The sequence below is a fragment of the Nocardia sp. PE-7 genome (assembly GCF_030486425.1).
Taxonomy (GTDB): domain Bacteria; phylum Actinomycetota; class Actinomycetes; order Mycobacteriales; family Mycobacteriaceae; genus Nocardia; species Nocardia salmonicida_A.
This window is the reverse complement of sequence record NZ_CP129614.1, coordinates 2,917,256-2,933,881: the sequence shown is the minus strand read 5'-3', so window position 1 is coordinate 2,933,881 and position 16,626 is coordinate 2,917,256. Positions and strand designations below refer to the sequence as shown.

Genomic DNA, 16,626 nt, shown 5'->3' with positions numbered 1-16,626 from the left:
GACTTCCTTTCGATGGATCAGACGGAGACGGTCGCCGCGCTCGTGCCGGGAATGGAGGCGAGCAGTTCTTTGACGTAGTCCGTCCGTGGAGCGGTGATGATGTCGACCGCGCTGCCTCGCTCGACGATGTCGCCGTGGTGCAGGACGAGGATCTCGTCGGCCATCTCGGCGATCACGCCGAGATCATGGGAGATGAACACGTAGGTGAGCGAGAGATCGTGTTGCAACTCGACCAACAGGTCCAGGATCTGGCGCTGGACGGTGACGTCGAGCGCGGAGACCGGCTCGTCGAGGATCACCAGTTCCGGGTCCGGTGCCAGGGCCCGGGCGATGGCCACTCGCTGACGTTGACCGCCCGACAGTTCGGCGGTGTAGCGGTCGGCGACGTCGGCCGGCAGGCCGGTGCGGTCGAGCAGTTCGGCGACTCGGCGGCGGCGCGTGTCCCGGTCGCCGATCTTGTGGCCGCGCAACGGTTCCTCGATGATGGCGCCGATGGTGGCGCGCGGATTCAGCGAGGCGAACGGATCCTGGTAGACCATCTGGACCTTGCGGTAGAGCTCGGCCTGCCCCGCCCCACGCCGATGGTGCACAACCGGCTCGCCCGCGACCTCGATGGTGCCGGAGTCGGGAGCGGCGAGTCCGGCCAGCAGCCGAACCAGAGTGGTTTTGCCGGAACCCGATTCACCCACGACACCGAGCGTGGTGCCGCGGCGGACCTCGAAGGAGGCGTCGGCGACAGCGGTCACCGATTCCTTTCCTCGATGTGCGACAAAGGTCTTGCGCACATTCTCGGCCCGCACCACGATCGGCGCCTTGCTCGTGGTGGTGCCGAGTAGTTCCTGGCGCCGCGACGCCGCGGCGGCGCCGTCGAACCCCAGCGACGAAGACCGCAGCAGCGCGGTCGTGTACGCGTCGCCGGGATCGGCGATCACTTCCGCGGCCCGCCCCGACCGCGCCAGACGGCCGTCCTCGAGCACCGCGATCTCGTCGGCCCGCTCGGCGGCGACGCCCAGGTCGTGGGTGATGAGCAGGATCGACAGGCCCTCGTCAGCGACCAGTTGGCTCAGCAGATCCAGGATCCGCTTCTGCACGGTCACGTCGAGCGCGGTGGTCGGTTCGTCGGCCACGAGCAGACCCGGGCCGGTGGACATGGCGGCGGCGATCAGCACCCGCTGGCACATGCCACCGGACAGCTCGTGGGGGTAGGAATGGAAGACCTTGTCCGGGTTGCGAAGTCCCACCTTGGCGAACAGATCGAGGACCCGTTCGCGCCGCTCGGCCTTGGTCGCCAGCTTGTGCGCGCGCAGCGGTTCACCGGCCTGCACGCCCACCGGCAGCAGCGGATTCAGTCCGAGCAGCGCGTCCTGCGGGATGTAGCCGATCTCGCGACCACGGATGGCGCGATACTGCTTCTCGGCCAGGCCGTTGAGTTGCCTGCCGCCGAACAGCACGCGCCCACCCGCGACCCGGCCGTTCTCGGCCAGCGTTCCGGTCACCGTGCGCGCGAGAGTGGACTTGCCGGAACCGGATTCGCCGACCAGGGCCAGGACCCGGCCCGCGCTCAGGCTCAGGTTCACCTCGTCGACCACCCGGGCCGGTGGCCTGCCCGGCACGTCGAAATCGACGACGACGTCCTCGAGGCTCAGCAGAGCACCGGTGTCGGTGACGGACGGCTCAGGCGACGACACTGGTTCTCCCTCGGTTCAAGGATCGGCCGATCCGGTAGACGGCGACGACCGAGATGGTGATGACGAGTCCGGGCAGCAGACTCAGCCACCACTGGGTGGCGATGAAGGTGCGCCCCTCCGCGACCAGCAGCCCCCATTCGGGGGTGGGCGGCGGTGCGCCGAGTCCGAGGAAGCTCAGCGCGGCGACGGTGAGGATCGCCGAGCCGATCTCCATGGTCGCGGCGGCCAGGACCGAGCGCGAGGAATTCGGCACGACGTGGCGGAACAGCCGATAGGCGTAGCCGTGCCCGGCGAACACCGAGGCCTCGACGTATTTCGATCCCGAGACCTTCAGCACCTCCGAGCGCATGAGCCGGGCGAACCCGGCCGTGCTGTTGATGCCGATCGCCACCGCGATGTTGACCACGCCGTGGCCGAGCGCGGAGATGATGGCCAGCGACACGATCAGGCTCGGTACCGCCAACATGATGTCCATGACGCGCATGAGCACGCTGTCGACCCAGCCGCCCACCGATCCGGAGACCAGCCCGATCAGCGCACCGCTGACCAGGCCGATGAGCACGGCGACGACCGCGGCCTGCACCGACAGTGAGGTGCCGTGGATCAGCCGGGTGAACTGGTCACGGCCGAGATCGTCGGTGCCGAACAGGTGGTCCGGGCTCGGTGCCAGCAGCAGGGCGTCCGCGTCCTGCGCCAGCGGATCGCGAGAGGTGAACACCCGGGGCGCGACCGCCGCGACGAGCATCAGCACGACCCACACGTAGGCCAGCAGCAGGCTCGGCGATCCCGCGATATGGCGCACCCAGCGCCCGGCCGCGGCGGACCGACCACGCGCGGCGGTGCCGTCGGCGGGTTCGGCGACGAGATCGGGCAGGGCTTCGACAACACTCATCAGGCGTCCAATCGGATTCGCTTGTCGATGACCGGATAGATCAGGTCGACGACGAGATTGACCGTGACGAAGATCAGCGCGCTCGCGGTGACCGCGATCAGCACGATCGGCATGTCCCGGCCGTCCACCGCGTCCACGATGAGCCGGCCGACACCGAGCCGGGAGAACACCGTCTCGGTGAGCACCGTGCCGCCGACCATCACGCCGACAGTGGTGCCCAGCGCGGTCACCACCGGCAGCGCCGAGGCACGCAGCGCGTGCCGCACGACCAGATCGAAACGGCTCAGGCCCCAGTTGCGGGCGGTCTCGATATACGGCGAAGTCAGCGCGGCACGCAGATTGACGGTGAGCAGCTGCGAGATCTGCCCGCCGCCGGCGATGGCGATCGACAGCGCCGCCACCACCAGTCCCAGGGTCGTCTTGTCGCCGAACGCCTTGATCCAGTGCAGCTGGAAGGCGAAGATCTGCACCGCGACCAAGGCCACGATGAACGGGGGCAGCGACACCGCTACCGGCGGCAGCGAGATCAGCAGCTCGCGCGCCCACTTCCAATCGATCAGCTCGATCACCACCGAGAACGTGACACCGAGGAGCACCGCGAGCACCAGCCCCAGCAGCGCCAGTTCCAGTGTCTTGCCGAAGGATTCGAAGAAGACCTCGGTGGCCGGGCGGCGCTGGTAGATGCTCTCGCCGAAGTCGCCGCGCAGCGCGCTGGTGAGCGCGTCGACGTACTGCACATACAGCGGCCGGTTCAGCCCGAGCAGTTCGCGTTGTTCGGCGAGCATCTTCTCGATGTCGCCGCCGCTGGCGCCCATGGTGAGGCCGCCCGCGGCGTCGCCCGGCACGATGTACAACAGGAAGAACGCTCCTGTGAACGCGCCCCAGACCACGACGACGGCGTAGAGCAGCCGCCGCAGGGCGTACCTCACCAGGGTCATCGCAGTCCCTACCGCTCGAGCCAGGTGTTGTACAGGTACTGATCCAGGCCGACGGCCTGCAGACCGTGCACGTTGGGCTGGTAGGCCCACACATCCACGTCGTTGACCACCGGGATCACATACGCCTCGGAGACCAGCAGCTCGGCGGCGCGATCGACGATCTTCTGCCGAGCGTCTTTGTCCAGCACGGTGTTCTGTTCCTGCAGCAGCTTGTCGACCTCGGTACCGTCGGGCAGGAAGGACCGGTTCGATCCGGTGATCTTGCCGTAGTTCGCGCGCAGGACATCCGGGTCCGGCGTCGAGTGGTACCAGTAGGCGATGTCGTACTCACCGGAGAGCAGCTTCTTGTTCGCCTCGGCGGCCAGCGGCGGATCGAGCACCAGATCGACGCCGATCTTGCGCCACTGGCTCTGCAGCACCTGCCAAGCCGCGGTGTCCTGCGGCGCACGCAGCGACAGCCGTTCACCCGCGGCGTTGACGCGGATGCCGTCGGCGCCGACTGTCTTCCAGCCCGCTTCCTCGAGCAGCCCGATCGCCTTGGCCTGGTCGTATTTCAGGAAGCGGCTGACATCGGTGAAGTAGGGATTGGCTTCACTCAGTGGACCTTTGGCCACCTGGTCGTAGCCGTTGGACACGATCTTGACGAACTCGTCGCGGTTGAGGCCCACCTGCAGCGCCTGACGCACCCGCACGTCCTTGAGGAACTTCGAGGAGGTGTTCACCGGCAGTTCGGTGCCCGTGGCGGGATTCAGCGTCTTGGAGATGGTCAGGCCGGCCGCCTTCAACTGGTCGACGTACTTGCCGTTGACCCAGTAGATGAACTGCAGCTCGTCGCCGCCGATGACCGCGCCGTTGCGCACCGAGTCCTCGGGGATGACCTTGTAGACCACCTCGTCCACATGCGCGGGCCCGGTCCGCTTGAAATAGGCGGGTGCCCAGTTGTATTCGGGACGCTTCTTCAGCACGATCTGCTGGTTGGGCACGAACTTGTCGAGATAGAACGGTCCGGAACCGTCGACCGACTTCTGTCGGTCGGCCACCGGCAGCGCGGCGGTCTTGGCCGAGACGATGCCCGCGTGTGCCCGTGAAAGGCTGGTCAGGAACGCCGCGTTGGGCTTCTCGAACTCGACTACCACCTCGTATTCGGAGGGGATCGTGATCGTGCGGATGCCCTCGACGATGGTCTTGGCACTCGAGTGGATGCCGGGACGGTTCAGGCTCTCGAAGTTCTGTTTCACCACCTCACCGGTCAGCTTGGTGCCGTCGTGGAATGTCACGTCCTGACGCAGCTGGAACCGGTAGATCCGAGCGTCGGTGACCTCCCACTTGGTGGCCAGCCACGGCTCGAGTTCCTTGGTGTCGGGGTTGTAGAACACCAGCGAGTCCGACAGAGCGCGCGCCACCGTGCGCCAGGTCTGATTGACCACCGCCGCGTCGACACCGTTGTTGTCACTGGACAACCCGATATTGAGGGTGCCGCCCGACTGTGGCTCACCCGATCCGTCCCCGCCCGACGATCCCCCGCCGCACGCGGTCGCCACCAGTGACACGAGGGTCACCGCGACGGCTACCCGCCATCCTCCCCTCTTCCAACCGACAGACAACTCCGACTCCTTCCGCACGCAGAACCTGACGAGTGACCTCCTCGACAGGTGAAAGTGGCGCACTGGCGCCACATCGACTCGGTGCCGCACTCGGCCGTACGTTCAGGCCAGAGGCGAAGCACGCAACAGTCCGGAGAGAAACCGGGTCGACTGGATCCACCTCCGGCGGCTCGGCGCAATCAGGTGATCCTGTGCGCGAGCCACCCGAAAGCGATCGCTCTCAGAACGTAGACGCACCGGTCAGCGGGCGAAATGGTTTGCCTCAGAGGTGTTCTAATGCCGTCGGCTATCACCGGGCATTCGATATCCGCCGGAGGGGACGGCTCTCGGAACCGATGAACTCGGCGCCGCTCAGTGATGGAACAGCCGCAGCCCGGTGTGCACAAGAGTGATGCCGTGTTCGCGGCAGGCGTCCTCGACATCGGCGGAACGAATGGACCCACCGGGTTCGGCGATATAGGACACGCCGTGGCGGGCAGCGTGGTCGACATTGTCGCGGAAGGGCAGCGCTCCGTCGGAGACGAACGAGATGCCGGTGCGTCCACGCAGCCACTCGGAACGCTGGTCGGGGGCGAAATCGCCTGCGGGCGCGGTCAACGCGGCGGCGAGGCGTTCGGTCTCGTCCGGAGTCAGGTCGCCTTCGATGAAGCGGACCTGCAGTTGATGCGGTCCTGGCGCGTGGTTCCCGCAGCGAACTCGAGCCCACGAACCACCGGATGCCGTCGCAACCACCAGGTATCGGCCTTCGCGCCGGCCAGCCGGGTGCAGTCGACCCGCGACTGCTGGCCCGCGCCGATGCCGAGAGCCATACCGTCGTGCAGGTAGGCCACGGAATTGGACTGGGTGTAGCGCAGCACCACCAGGCCGAGCAGCAGGTCGCGCACCGCGCCCTCCGGCAGCTGGGTCTCGGCCGATGCGAGCAGCTCACGCGAGATCGGCACCGCGTCGCGCTCCTGGGTCAGCCGTACCCCGAACACCTCGCGGGCTTCCCGATCCGGAAGTGCCACGGCGTCATCGGCTTCGATCACCACGAAGCGACCGTTCTTCTTCCTGCTCAGTTTCTCGACGGTGCCCGGTTCGAAGCCGGGTGCGATGATCCCGTCGCAGATGACGCGGGACAACAGGTCGGCGAGTTCCTCGTCGACCGGGTGCGAGACGGCGGCGAAATCCCCGTATGACGACTTCGGATCGCCGTCACGGGCACGCACATAGGCACTGGTGAGGTCGCCGACCGTCTCGCCGACCCCATAGAGCCCGGTGATGACCTCGTCGAGCCGCCCGGCCACGGCCGCACCGGCGGGCGAGACGTGTTTGAACGACGCGGCCGCAGGCGTGTCGAGAGCCAGCGCGGCCTCACGGACGAGCTGCCAGGAATTCAGCGCATCGAGCAGATTGATGAAAGAAGGTTCACCGTTCACCAATCGCACGGGCCAACGGTCCGGAACCACCGGTGCGGACTCGGCGATTCGCTGCTGCGGGTTGATGCCGTAGCGGAGTTCCATGTCGCGACTCCTCGGAAAACACACCGCTGCTGGCGGCTCACTTTCGACACTTCCTGGCAAAAGTGACTCTAGGCCATGTCCGGAAAGGCCACCAACCAACAGGAAACCACTGAGACGCAACGACTCTCGGCACGCGCAGGATGTCATCTGTGTGAACCCGTAGCCGTAGGTCGACCAGTCCTCGCCGCGGGCAACCAGTACGCAATGGCTGCGACGCAGATCGGCTGACCGGTCCCAACAGCCCCACACCGCGGCCTCCACGAGCGGACAATGCAGACATGCCCGAGTTGATGTCGGCCGTGGTCGATCCCAGCACGTTCACCACCGCCCAGCCCACCCTCACCGGCGCCGACGGCCTCGAATTGCGCCCCTGGACCGCCGCCGATGCGCGCACCGTGTACGAAGCATTCCAAGACCCCGCGATCCGCCATTGGCATGTTCGGACCGCCGAGTCCATCGAACAGGTCAGCCGATGGATTCTCGGATGGGCCGCGGCCTGGTCCACCGGCAACGGCCAATGGGCCGTCACCAGCGACGGCGAAGTCGCCGGACGTATCGGACTGCGCCAATCGGACCTTTCCGAGGGTGTCACCGAGCTCGCCTACTGGACCCTGCCCGCCTGGCGCGGGCACTCGATCGCGCCCCGCGCCGCAAACACATTGACCCGCTGGGCTTTCGACGACATCGGGTTCGACCGAATCGAGCTCACCCACTCGGTCCAGAATCCGTCATCGTGCCGGGTGGCAGCGAAATGCGGATTCGCCTTCGAGGGCACGCTGCGCGGAGCCGGTCGCCATAGCGACGGCCGTCACGATATGCACCTCCACGCCCGGCTCCGCACCGACTGAAGCCGGACCCAGCGAGCATCGTGCCGCTGGAGCGCGGCAGTCTTGTCCTCTGTCGGTCTGTTCGACAATGCTGACGGAGCACAGATACGACGGTAAACCGCCAGGAGGCGATGTTGCGTGGACGGGGCGCCGAGCGAACACGCGCGATGCCAGGCCGATCAGATTCCGAGGCTGTTTCGTAGAGCGGCGGTCGGATCTGCGACTCCTCCGACCGCTGCACCCACCAGCAGCACCATGACGAACGTCGTTGCCAGCGCGGCTGCGCCGAGAAACGCGTACATGAACCTGCGACGTGGACGGTCGGCGTCTCGCGCGGCGACATAGCGTCGGTAGCCGATAACGCTCGCTGTGCCGACTGCCGCACTCAGTGCCGTTGCCTCGATGATCATCGTCCAGTGGTAACGACTGATCTGCTCGAGCAGGGTAAGTACAGCAGGAGAGTCGGCCTGTGGGTTTCCTGGTTCGTCGACTGCGCGGCTGATCTGGAGCAGGGTCTGCGCGAGTGCTCCGTCGGCCTGTTCCTCGGGCAGCAGCGGAAGCAACGCCACCAAGGGCACGACGGTCGCTTGAATGTTGAGAACGAGCAGGACCACCGAGAACAGCGCGAGCACCGTCGCGCTCATCGCGGCCACCGCGCACCCGATCGACACCCACCGCTTCCTGATCTCTGTGCCCAGGAACAGATTCCACAACGAGGCGGCAAGCAGGCCGAGGACCACGATGAGCAGCGCCGAGATCACGATCTTGATCGCGTGCCATCGAAACCAGTAGTCACTCAACTCTGCCAACTCCGACGGGAGCGACCGACTCCCGTTCTGCCAGAACACGGTCAAGCTCTCGCCCAGAGCGGCGCTCAACGCTGATTCGTTGTCGAACCGTGGGTACCTCTCACGCAGCAAGGCGGCCGGGCCGAGAACGAATGCTGCGACGAGGCCCGCACCACTGATCGTCAGCAACGCGATACTCGACCGCGTGGGTGCGGACAAGATCTTCATCGGTGAATTCTCCTCGGCCGGAGAACGATCAGTGTGGCGCGGGAGGCACGGATGCCTCGGCGTGCGGTACCGGCTCGATTGCGGCGCGGTAGTTTCGGCGAACTATCAGGGCAGCGATGATAGTTCCGATCAGCACGAACAGTCCGGTGTCGCCCGATAGATACTCGGTCACCACGACAGGATGTTGGGTCTGCACGAGGTAGCCCGTCAGCAGAGCGAAGGTCCAGTTGTGCGCCCAGTGCGCCAACACCGCGGGCCACATACTCGCCGACGCGATCCGCAGATACCCGAACAGGAACGAGAACGCCACCGCACTGGCCGTGAACAGCAGCAGCGTCACTACGCGGTTGCCCTCGGAGTGGTAATACGGTGTGAGCAGGATGTAGGGCAAATGCCAGGCGGCCCACACGACACCGACGACCAGCATCGACGCGGTGACACCCCATCGCTGCACGCGTGGCTGCAGGTAGCCGCGCCATCCGATCTCCTCGGTGAACGCGAGAATCGGACCCGTGATCGCCATCACGACAGCGGCAGAGACGAATTCGGAATCGGGTTCGGTGAAGCTCGCATACCCGAGCACGACCACGGCGACGGTGGCCGTGACGGAAACGAGCATGCTCGATCCCACTGCAACCGGCCACCAAGGCTTTCCCGCACGCAGGATTCCCAGCCGTTCCCATCCGCTCCTGCGCCATCCCTCACGAGTGACGAGGAGCATCATCGCCAGGGTTACCAGCAGCGGAGACAGCGCCAAGACGAGACCGTCGGCGACATTCGCGGTAGCGAGGGAGATTCCCAAGACCGCTGCTATGAAGATCGCGGCGAGGCGACCGTCGGACAGTCCATCCGTCATCGAACTCTCTCCCTCCTGAATGCATCGCGAGCAGTTTCGCGTGTCCACCCCGGTTGGGCATCCAGGTAAACCCGGATCTCGACCCTGACATCGACATCGGAGGCCCCGTCGCGACGGCGTCTCCCGGCGCGCAGACTCCCTCCCATCGAGTCCGTCGAGTCCCGATCGCCAGGCCGGGTACGCCGCGAGCGGCAATTCACCGGCGAGCCCGAACCTGGTCATCCCGACACCCCGCTGAGCCGAGGGTTCAGGCTATTAGTAGGCGAAGCCCGAGATCTGCAGCCTCGAGTTCGGCGAGATCAGCATTGCGCTCGGCCCACCTGCCTGAAGCGAGGTCCTCGCTGAGGCTTCGCACCGCCCGGCGCTCGGCCTCCTGTCCGACCCTGGTCCAAGTCGATACCGCCCGGCGCTCGGCCTCCTGTCCGACCCTGGTCCAAGTCGATACCGCCCGGCGCACATGTTCTTCCAGATACGCGCCCGGTCGGCGCCAGTACACCTCGAATAGACCGTCTGTGCAATCCCATGGAATGGGCACCGGCTCCGTGACAGCCCCGATCGGCTCGGCCATTGCCGCAAGTGAGGGAAAGTCTGCGAGAAGGTCCCCGAACTCGGGCAGATAGTCACGAGTCAGCCAGAACCGGTCCTGCCAACCTGGCTCGCAGGCGTCGAAAGTGAGCACCACTACGCGCCGAGCCACGCGACGCATCTCGCGCAGACCGCCGATGGGGTCGCGCCAATGATGGACGGTGGACACGGCCATCGCCGCGTCGAAGGACTGGTCGGCGAACGGCAGACTCTCGGCGGCGGCAGCCACGCAGGGCGCCGAGCCCGCGGGGCGCTGCGCGCGCATGACCGCCGACGGTTCTACCGCGGTTACATCCCGATCGTAGGGCTCGTAGGATCCGGTTCCCGCCCCGACGTTGAGCACCGTTCGCGCGTTCCCGAGACGGTCCCAGATCTGCGCGGCGATCCGGGGATCAGTACGCCGCGTGGTTGTGTAGGCGCTGCCGATCGCGTCGTATAGCCGCGCACCGAACATTGCCAGTTGCTCCTGAGGACTCACAGTGACTCCCTTCGCCCGTGCCTCGAGTTCCCTATCGATGGCAGCGACCATGGCGTCGGTTCGATCGCGCTGTTCCAGTAGCAGGCCACGTAGGCGGTGCAGGTGAGAAAGCGCGTCGGTGGACGGATCATCGACCAGGTCCGCGATCTCCCGTAGCCCGAAACCCAAGCGTCGGTAAGCCAGTACCTCGCGTAGCCGCTCCACGTCATCTGCCGAGTAGGCCCGGTAGCCGGCTGCAGTTCGCGTCGATGGCTGTACGAGCCCGATCTCGTCGTAGTGATGCAAGGTGCGAACGCTCACGCCCGCCAACTCGGCCACGCGTCCCACGGTCAGGTGCTCCTCCACGGCACCGACTATGCAGCCTGACGCCACGTGAGGGTCAAGTGCCGCAGCGGCAGCCGAAACTCCGCACATGGGTGTCCACGACGCATCAGGCACCCTGGGCTTGTTTGGTCGTAACTATTAGATCGGCAGACGATGAGCTGGCGTCTGACGAGTTCGTAGGCTTCTGAAGAAGAGATGAGTGCAACGTGCCGTCTTGGAGTAACGACTTACCCTTCGTCCGCGGAACTGCTCCGCCGTACTACGCAGCGATCTTGACCACGGCCTTGTCGAGCGATGCCGCGGAGTTGGCTGGATACTTTGAGGCAGCAGCGGAAATGGCCGATCTTGCTGCGCAGATCGATGGTTATCTGGGCATGGAGTTCGCGCGAGACGCAGGCTGCGGCATCACCGTGTCGTATTGGCGTGACTTGGATGCTCTACGGAGCTGGCGCGACAATATCGAACATGTCGCAGTCCAACGCCAGGGTCGTGAACGGTTCTATCTGGGCTACCGGGCGCGGATTTGCCATGTCGAACGCGAGTACGAATGGTCTCGCCCGCTAGAGCCCGGTTCGCAGTCCGCAAGAGACTCTGATTCCACGCCCGGTCGATGACCAACTGAACTGATGTAAACCTCAACGACACGAACGCGCGTCTGTTGACCTGCGCAACCAAGCTGGGGGCAGGCCTTTCGTCGACACCACAGCCCGGTCGGCTGCTCGCTGCTAGCCGGCCGGATCCAGCTCATGGCCAGCCCCGTCGGGTGGCAGCCTTTGCCGAAGCCCCAGCCCTGAAGGCGGGGCCGGTGGTGTTGTCTGGCCGCCGGATCGAAAGTCCAGGAGCTTCCCGGATTTGCGAACCGACATCCTTGTGATTGCCTCGTCAACATGAGGATTGAGTGACACGATCAGTCGCATGATTCGAATCGTCGGCGTCGTCTTATCCGCCGTGCTGATCATGTTGGTGGCCCTGGTTAGCACCAGGCGCCGTAGATTCGTCGGCACTACGACGAGTTCGCGGGCACTCCCGGTGACTGCGCCGACGGCTCGCTTGTCTCCCCCACGGCTCGCCGTCGAACTGGTTCCGAAGACGAGGTGGGGCGCCGACTTGCGGTCGGAGTTGCCCGCGAGGGAGTGGAAGCGGCTTCGGGGAATCGTGTGCGAGGCGGCAGGCAACCGATGCGAGATCTGCGATGGTGTCGGTCGGCGGGCACCGGATTGCAACGAGGTCTGGGAATACGATGACCAGCAGCAGATCCAGCGTTTGGTCCGGCTCGAGGCGCTGTGCGCGGCCTGCTACGCCGTCAAGCACCTAGGCCGGGAGTATGCCGGTGAACAGGCAGAACAAGCCCGTAGTCACCTGGCCGAGGTGAATGGTTGGACCCCGACGCAAACCGATCTGTATCTCGAGCAGCAGTTCGAGCAATGGCGGGTCCGCTCCGAGAAGGAGTGGACGTTCGATTTTTCCGCTCTGTCCCGATACGGTCCTCCGTTGCCGCCGTCGACCCGCAGGAAGCGTTGCGCGAACTGCGCCGAACTCTTTCCCCCGGACCAGCTCACGGCCGTCGAAGTGAAGCGATTGCTCTGCGAGGGCTGCGCGAAGGACGACTCGACCGGCTCGAGCTAGGGATGTAGCCCGACAGGTTTCGGGCCCGGTTTCAGATCAGCGAGGGGTGGGGCACTGACCTTCGTAGCGACTCAAGCCCAGACCGTTGGCCTTCTTACTCCGGCCCACGGGGCCGTTCTTGGCGGAGCGGACCCAGGTGCCATCGGTGTCGAGAACGGGCATGCGTTCGCTGAAGGCTCGGCTGTAGTAGATGGTGCCGTCGACGGTGAGGATGCCGTCGCGGACGTCGATGTGGGCGACGGTGGCCCAGAACGAGCTCTTCCCGTTGCCGATGATGACGGTGATCTGGTCGGCGTCCTTGTCGGGCAGACCGTCGGGACCGGGGCGGCCGTAGCGGACGCGGACTCGGGGATTGCCGAACTTGTCGATGGCGCCGGCACCGTTGTCCACGGATTGGTACACGTTGAGGAGCAGGTCGCCGTTCTCGGTGGGGCGGACGGTGACCTGTTCGGTCGCGGGGAGGTTGTTCGCGCCGGGACCGCGGCTGTCGCCCTGGTGGTGGATGAACGGCCACTGCGTGATGTCACCCTGATGACCCTTCTCGCCGCTGAGGACCACGTAGTCGCCGGTGATCTCGTTGCGACAGAAGAAGTACACGTCCAGATCGCCCGTGCCGAACTCGGTGACGCGACCGTTCGCGTCGTATTTCGCGCCGCGCCCGTCCCATTCGAGGCCGACGGTCAGGACATAGCCGGGATCGCCCTTGCGCAGGTCGATGGTGGCGCGGCGATCCGGCGAATCCTTGGTCAGCACGACATCGACTTTGCGCAGATCGACCGACGCAGTGGGAGGCTGGGGCGCGGCCACTTCGGTCACGTTCGCAGGCGCATCGGTCGGTTCCTCCTCGGCATCGACGACGATGCCGTGATCGGTCGCGAACGCCGCCAGCCCGGCGCTGTAGCCCTGGCCGATCGCGTCGAGCCGCCACCCGCTCCCCCGGCGATACAGCGCGACAGCTTGCAGCACCGTCTCCGAGTCCAGACCCGGCGGCACGAAACTCACCGATTGACTCGCCCCGACAGCCGAGACCCGCAGACCGGTCACCGCACCGAACCGAATCCCCTGCGCTTCGGTGCTTCCGGTGATCACCACTCGATGGATCTCGGCGGGCAGTGCCGAAAGATCGACCGCGACAACAGCATCGGACTCCAACCGGACACCCGACGCCGCTGGATTGTTGAAGAACACGAAGTCGGCATCGGAGCGCACCTTGCCCTCGGCGGTCAGCAACACCGCGGCGATGTCGACGGCGCCGGCCGGGCTGTCGAGATCCAGGCGCACCGTGTACTGCCCGTCGACGAGATCGGTCTTGGACCCTTTGGAAACCTCGACCATCGTTGCCGCACTCCCACTCATGATTCTGCCCCTCCGCCAGTCGACTGAGCACCACGGTACCCGCCGGGACGGCCTGCGGTCCCGCACTCGGTAATCGGCCCGGACCTGTGGGTATGACCAACCCCGGCCGGAAAACCGTTGGAGTCGGTCACAGGATCGGCGCGCACCGGTGGCGACGGGGACGAGTGTGTCGTTCACTGGCCGGATGGACATCCGTGAACTGAACGACCGCAAGTCCGGTCGTCGGGTCTCGGTGGTGGTGCCCGCGCTGGATGACGAGGACACCGTCGCCGGGGTGGTCGCTTCGGTGCAGCCGCTGCTCGGTGGGCTGGTCGACGAGTTGATCGTGCTCGATGCCGGGTCCGCTGATCGCACCATCGCGCGGGCGCGCGCGGCCGGCGCCGAGGTCTACACGCGCGAGCAGGCATTGCCCGGCGTGGCGGTACGGCCGGGCAAAGGTGAGGTGCTATGGCGGTCGATGGCGGTGTGTACCGGGGACCTGATCGTGTTTCTGGACGCGGATCTCATCGAACCCGATCCGATGTTCGTGCCCACGCTGCTCGCACCGTTGCTCACCGACCCGCACATCACCCTGGTCAAGGGTTTCTATCGCAGGCCCATGACAGATGACGCCGATGGCGGCGGCCGGGTCACCCAGTTGGTGGCGCGCCCGCTGCTCACCGCGCTCGCACCCGCACTGGCCGAGATCATTCAGCCCCTCGGCGCCGAATGTGCCGCTACCCGTGCGTTTCTCAGTCAGATCTCCATCGCCAGCGGGTACGGCGCGGAGATCGGGATGCTGCTCGATTGTTGGCAGCGCCGCGGCCTGTCGGCCATCGCCCAGGTCGACCTGGGAATCCGCGTGCACCGCAATCGCCCCACGCACGAACTCGCGGTGATGAGCCGACAGGTCGTGGCGACACTGCTCGACCGACTCGGCATCCGCGACTCCGGCATCGGCCTGGTCCAATTCCTGCCCGAGGAAACCGGCTGGCGACGAACACCGTCCGAGGTGAGCCTCGCCGACCGGCCACCGATGTCACGCCGCATCGCCGAGTACCGCGACATCGCCTGACACGCGTGAACGCCGGCCCCGCAGGACCGGCGTTCACGCTCTATACGGCGACGAGACCGAAGTCGAGTTTCACCAATTGATCGGCGCAATCGAAGTACCGGTCGTCGTGGGTGATCACGATGACGGTCTTTCCGCGCCGCTTCAGATCGGTGAGGATCTCGTGATAGAACACGTCACGGAAGCGTGGCTCCTGATCAGCGGCCCATTCGTCGAAGACATAGATCTGGCGGTCTTCGAGCAGGGCGGTGAGCAGGGCCAGGCGCTTGCGCTGCCCCTGGGACAGATCCACCGTCGACAGCCGCCCATCCTGCACGGTCACCTTGTGCGCGATCTGCAACTCGTCGAGATAACGCTGGACATCGGCGTCGATTCCCGGGCGGTCGAAACCCAGGTAGTCCTCGAACAGATGGAAATCGGTGAACACCGCCGATGAATTCTGCCGGTACCACTCGATGTTGTCGTGGTCGATCCTCTCCCCGTTGAGCGACAACGACCCCGAGCGTGGCACATACAGACCGGTGATCAGCTTGGCCAGCGTCGACTTGCCGCTGCCGTTGCCACCGACGATGAACGTGATCTGGCCCGGTTCGAAAACCAGGTCGATCGGACCGAGCCGGAAACCGGCGTCGTCGGACTCGTCGAGTCCGGGCGGCGGAGCCAGCGGACGCACATCGGTGCCTCCGTGGTCGACCCAGTTCTTGCCGTTGACATCCACCTGCGCCACACCCGGATGCGCACCGGGATGAGCGGGATGCGGATGCGGCGGCCTACCGTTGCCCTCGCGCGGCGGCATCCCCGGACGCGGCGGATGCCCGCCCGGCCCGTGTGATCCCGGCGGCGGTGGCACCTGCGAGGGCGCCTCCGAACGATAGATGTAGCTGACGTTGGTCAGTTCGAGCTTGGCCTCCCCTGCCGCTGGACGCTCCGAGTACGGCAGCGACTCCTCGTCGTGCAGCGTCGTCATCGACAGGTTCATCGCCCGGATCTTGGCCAGCGCCACATCACCGCGCAGCAGGTCGGGGATGCGGTGCATGAAGTTCTGCATCGGCATCGCCAGGAACGTGGTGACCAACACGTAGCCGACCATCGTCTCGCGCGGCAGATCCAGTGCGGCCGCGATGACGAACAGGATCAGCGCCATCGTGCCCAACTGCAACGCCTGGCCGAAGCCTTGGGCGTAGGAGAACTTCGAGCCCGCGTCGGTGTTCTGATCGCGCAATGTGCCCGCCGAACCGAGCAGGTGCCGGTCCATGAAGTCACGACGCCGACCGCGGTGCAGCTTCAGTTCCTTGATGCCGAGGGTCACGGCCTGGAACGACCGCAACAGCGCGTCCTCGTTCTCACGGGCTTCCCGGTAGATACCGCGAACCCGCTTGAGGACCAGTTCCACACACGCGATGCCGATCAATGTGCCGCCCACCGTGACCGCGAAGATCGGTCCCGACACCACCGCCAGGAACACGAAGCAGCCGACGATCGTGGCCACATCCACGCAGATCGACGGGATGGCGGTGACGGCCTGCGACAGCGAACGCACGTCCTCGGTGAGCGTCGCCATCAGGCGATGCATGCCGAGCCGTTCGAGGTGTTCCAGTGGGGCGGAGACGATGCCGGAGCTCAGATCACTGCGCAGCCGGTAGATCGCGTCCTGGGACAGCCGGATCAGCAGAACCTGCGACAGCACACCGCTGACGAGGATCACCAGACCCGCTGCCCCGAAGCGGAGCAGCAGATTGTCCGGTTGCGGGCGCGGCGAGACGACCGCGTTGATCAGCGTGACCAGGTAGGTGTTGGCGACGCCGCAGATCAGGCCCGCGGCGACGACGGCCGCGATCCTGGCCGGCGACAGCGCGGCGAGAAAACGGAGCAGATGCATGACT

15 protein-coding genes are annotated in these 16,626 nt (G+C 65.8%); 4 read left to right on the top strand and 11 right to left on the bottom strand.

Annotation, left to right across the window (positions count from 1 at the left end; translation table 11 throughout):
- Positions 1–17: 17 nt before the first annotated feature.
- From QX204_RS13730 to QX204_RS13705, 6 genes are all read right to left on the bottom strand, one after another.
- On the bottom strand, positions 18–1,688 hold the full coding sequence (locus QX204_RS13730) for a dipeptide ABC transporter ATP-binding protein (RefSeq protein WP_301907153.1): 1,671 nt from the start codon (positions 1,686–1,688) through the stop codon (positions 18–20).
- A complete protein-coding gene (locus tag QX204_RS13725; protein ID WP_301907152.1) occupies positions 1,675–2,580 on the bottom strand; it encodes an ABC transporter permease in 906 nt (301 codons plus the stop codon). Before QX204_RS13725 ends, QX204_RS13730 begins: the two co-directional genes overlap by 14 nt.
- On the bottom strand, positions 2,580–3,518 hold the full coding sequence (locus QX204_RS13720) for an ABC transporter permease (protein ID WP_301907151.1): 939 nt from the start codon (positions 3,516–3,518) through the stop codon (positions 2,580–2,582). The genes QX204_RS13725 and QX204_RS13720 overlap by 1 nt, the downstream gene beginning before the upstream one ends.
- 8 nt (positions 3,519–3,526) lie before the next feature.
- The gene (locus QX204_RS13715) at positions 3,527–5,122 is read right to left on the bottom strand and encodes an ABC transporter substrate-binding protein (RefSeq protein WP_301907150.1); all 1,596 of its coding nucleotides are present in this window, start codon (positions 5,120–5,122) and stop codon (positions 3,527–3,529) included.
- Positions 5,123–5,473: 351 nt separating this feature from the next.
- The gene (locus QX204_RS13710; protein WP_301907149.1) at positions 5,474–5,719 is read right to left on the bottom strand and encodes a hypothetical protein; all 246 of its coding nucleotides are present in this window, start codon (positions 5,717–5,719) and stop codon (positions 5,474–5,476) included.
- A 32-nt stretch (positions 5,720–5,751) separates the two neighbouring features.
- On the bottom strand, positions 5,752–6,624 hold the full coding sequence (locus QX204_RS13705) for a hypothetical protein (RefSeq protein ID WP_301907148.1): 873 nt from the start codon (positions 6,622–6,624) through the stop codon (positions 5,752–5,754).
- Between the two features lie 278 nt (positions 6,625–6,902).
- On the opposite strand from QX204_RS13705, the gene QX204_RS13700 reads away from it, so the two are divergent.
- Positions 6,903–7,472 carry a GNAT family N-acetyltransferase gene (locus QX204_RS13700; protein ID WP_301907147.1) on the top strand — a complete coding sequence of 190 codons (570 nt, stop codon included), beginning with the start codon at positions 6,903–6,905 and terminating at the stop codon, positions 7,470–7,472.
- A 158-nt stretch (positions 7,473–7,630) separates the two neighbouring features.
- Here QX204_RS13700 and QX204_RS13695 read toward each other — a convergent pair whose 3' ends face one another.
- The 3 genes from QX204_RS13695 to QX204_RS13685 form a co-directional block, all read right to left on the bottom strand.
- Complete coding sequence (locus QX204_RS13695; RefSeq protein ID WP_301907146.1) at positions 7,631–8,467, bottom strand: hypothetical protein; 837 nt, start codon at positions 8,465–8,467, stop codon at positions 7,631–7,633.
- 28 nt (positions 8,468–8,495) lie between these two features.
- Complete coding sequence (locus QX204_RS13690; RefSeq protein WP_301907145.1) at positions 8,496–9,323, bottom strand: CPBP family intramembrane glutamic endopeptidase; 828 nt, start codon at positions 9,321–9,323, stop codon at positions 8,496–8,498.
- Positions 9,324–9,570: 247 nt separating this feature from the next.
- The gene (locus tag QX204_RS13685; RefSeq protein WP_301907144.1) at positions 9,571–10,731 is read right to left on the bottom strand and encodes a MerR family transcriptional regulator; all 1,161 of its coding nucleotides are present in this window, start codon (positions 10,729–10,731) and stop codon (positions 9,571–9,573) included.
- A gap of 251 nt (positions 10,732–10,982) precedes the next feature.
- On the opposite strand from QX204_RS13685, the gene QX204_RS13680 reads away from it, so the two are divergent.
- Positions 10,983–11,324, top strand: a complete 342-nt coding sequence (locus QX204_RS13680; protein ID WP_301907142.1) for an antibiotic biosynthesis monooxygenase family protein — start codon at positions 10,983–10,985, stop codon at positions 11,322–11,324.
- A gap of 301 nt (positions 11,325–11,625) precedes the next feature.
- Positions 11,626–12,336, top strand: a complete 711-nt coding sequence (locus QX204_RS13675; protein ID WP_301907141.1) for a hypothetical protein — start codon at positions 11,626–11,628, stop codon at positions 12,334–12,336.
- Positions 12,337–12,372: 36 nt separating this feature from the next.
- Here QX204_RS13675 and QX204_RS13670 read toward each other — a convergent pair whose 3' ends face one another.
- Positions 12,373–13,692 (bottom strand): TerD family protein, encoded by a 1,320-nt coding sequence (locus QX204_RS13670; protein ID WP_301907139.1) that lies wholly within the window; start codon positions 13,690–13,692, stop codon positions 12,373–12,375.
- Positions 13,693–13,876: 184 nt separating this feature from the next.
- Between QX204_RS13670 and QX204_RS13665 the strand changes: the two genes are divergently transcribed.
- Complete coding sequence (locus tag QX204_RS13665; RefSeq protein ID WP_301907138.1) at positions 13,877–14,746, top strand: glucosyl-3-phosphoglycerate synthase; 870 nt, start codon at positions 13,877–13,879, stop codon at positions 14,744–14,746.
- Positions 14,747–14,786: 40 nt separating this feature from the next.
- Here the strand turns inward: QX204_RS13665 and QX204_RS13660 are convergent, their stop codons facing one another.
- Positions 14,787–16,622 (bottom strand): ATP-binding cassette domain-containing protein, encoded by a 1,836-nt coding sequence (locus tag QX204_RS13660; RefSeq protein WP_301907137.1) that lies wholly within the window; start codon positions 16,620–16,622, stop codon positions 14,787–14,789.
- Positions 16,623–16,626 lie beyond the last annotated feature (4 nt).

Bases quoted from the DNA above. Each gene is read 5' to 3' on its own strand.
- QX204_RS13725 (WP_301907152.1), bottom strand. From the start codon at position 2,580: ATGAGTGTTGTCGAAGCCCTGCCCGATCTCGTCGCCGAACCCGCCGAC.
- QX204_RS13720 (WP_301907151.1), bottom strand. From the start codon at position 3,518: ATGACCCTGGTGAGGTACGCCCTGCGGCGGCTGCTCTACGCCGTCGTC.
- QX204_RS13705 (WP_301907148.1), bottom strand. From the start codon at position 6,624: ATGGAACTCCGCTACGGCATCAACCCGCAGCAGCGAATCGCCGAGTCC.
- QX204_RS13700 (WP_301907147.1), top strand. From the start codon at position 6,903: ATGCCCGAGTTGATGTCGGCCGTGGTCGATCCCAGCACGTTCACCACC.
- QX204_RS13695 (WP_301907146.1), bottom strand. From the start codon at position 8,467: ATGAAGATCTTGTCCGCACCCACGCGGTCGAGTATCGCGTTGCTGACG.
- QX204_RS13690 (WP_301907145.1), bottom strand. From the start codon at position 9,323: ATGACGGATGGACTGTCCGACGGTCGCCTCGCCGCGATCTTCATAGCA.
- QX204_RS13675 (WP_301907141.1), top strand. From the start codon at position 11,626: ATGATTCGAATCGTCGGCGTCGTCTTATCCGCCGTGCTGATCATGTTG.
- QX204_RS13670 (WP_301907139.1), bottom strand. From the start codon at position 13,692: ATGAGTGGGAGTGCGGCAACGATGGTCGAGGTTTCCAAAGGGTCCAAG.
- QX204_RS13665 (WP_301907138.1), top strand. From the start codon at position 13,877: ATGGACATCCGTGAACTGAACGACCGCAAGTCCGGTCGTCGGGTCTCG.
- QX204_RS13660 (WP_301907137.1), bottom strand. From the start codon at position 16,622: ATGCATCTGCTCCGTTTTCTCGCCGCGCTGTCGCCGGCCAGGATCGCG.